We start from the raw sequence: 1,151 nt of genomic DNA on the forward strand, positions 1-1,151 counted from the left end.
CCCCGGCATAGCGGCGCGAAAGTAGTAGGCAAGTTCCCACAGCGACTGGAGACACCGGCCTGTGCCCGCCCCGGGACCGGCCGGGATACTGCAAGGCATCAAAGCTTCCGGGGGAACACGCATGTCCTTTGTGCTCTACATGATCGGTTTTCTGATCTTCCTCGCCGGCCTCGCCTGGGGCGCCTCGGTGGCCGGCGTGCCGACGCTCTACATCGGCATCGGTGCGCTGATCATCCTGGGCATCGGCATCTTCAGCGCGGTGGGCCGCACACGCAGCAAAGACCCTTCCTGATTCGAACCGCGCCCCGGTCGCAGCGCCGCCTCAGGCGCTGCGCTGCCGCATGGCCTCGTAGAGGCACACGCCGCTGGCCACGGAAACGTTCAGGCTCTCGACCGCGCCCGCCATGGGAATGCTCACGAGTTCGTCGCAGGTCTTGCGGGTGAGCTGGCGCATGCCCTCGCCTTCGGCGCCGAGCACCAGCGCCAGCGGCCGCTTGAGGTCGCTCTGGTAGAGGGTGCCGGGCGCATCGTCGCTGGTGCCGACGCACCAGATGCTGCGTTCCTTGAGTTCGTTCAGCGTGCGCGCGAGGTTGGTCACCATGAAGTAGGGCACCGTCTCGGCCGCGCCGCTCGCCACCTTGGCCACGGTCGCGTTGATGCCGGCCGCATGGTCCTTGGGCGCGATCACCGCATGGGCCCCGGCACCGTCGGCCACGCGCAGGCAGGCGCCCAGGTTGTGCGGATCGGTCACGCCGTCGAGCACCAGCAGGAGCGGCACGGTGCCGGCCTCCTCCAGGCCTTCGAGCAGTTCGTCGAGCGAGCGGACCTGCGCGATGGGCTCGACCCGCGCGACCACGCCCTGGTGACCATGGCTGCCGCTGAGCTTGGCCAGCCGCAGCCCGTCGGCCTCGACCAGCCGCACGCCGGCCTCCTGTGCGCGGGCGATGAACTGTTTCATGCGCGCATCGCGCCGGCTGGTGTCGAACATCACTTCGAGCACCGATTTGGGCGCGGTCTTGATGCGCACGCCCACGGCATGGAAGCCGAAGATCACTTTGGGAGAAGACATCCCCCGATTATCGAGGCCTGCGCGCCCCGTCCTTCAGGCCATCGGCAATCCGCTGTGCGCGCGGGTGCGTTCGTCGTGCAGC

General features: G+C 68.5%; 2 protein-coding genes. One reads left to right on the forward strand and one right to left on the reverse strand.

Annotation, left to right across the window (positions count from 1 at the left end; genetic code table 11):
• Nucleotides 1-121 precede the first annotated feature (121 nt).
• Entirely contained in the window at nt 122-292 is a 171-nt protein-coding gene (locus AC1DOC_RS34505; protein WP_018902777.1) for a hypothetical protein, read from the forward strand.
• Between the two features lie 30 nt (nt 293-322).
• On the opposite strand, the gene rlmB is transcribed toward AC1DOC_RS34505, so the two are convergent.
• On the reverse strand, nt 323-1,069 hold the full coding sequence (gene rlmB / locus AC1DOC_RS34510) for a 23S rRNA (guanosine(2251)-2'-O)-methyltransferase RlmB (RefSeq protein WP_012747327.1): 747 nt from the start codon (nt 1,067-1,069) through the stop codon (nt 323-325).
• Between the last annotated feature and the right edge of the window lie 82 nt (nt 1,070-1,151).

Source organism: Variovorax sp. 01T439_2, from assembly GCF_056398445.1.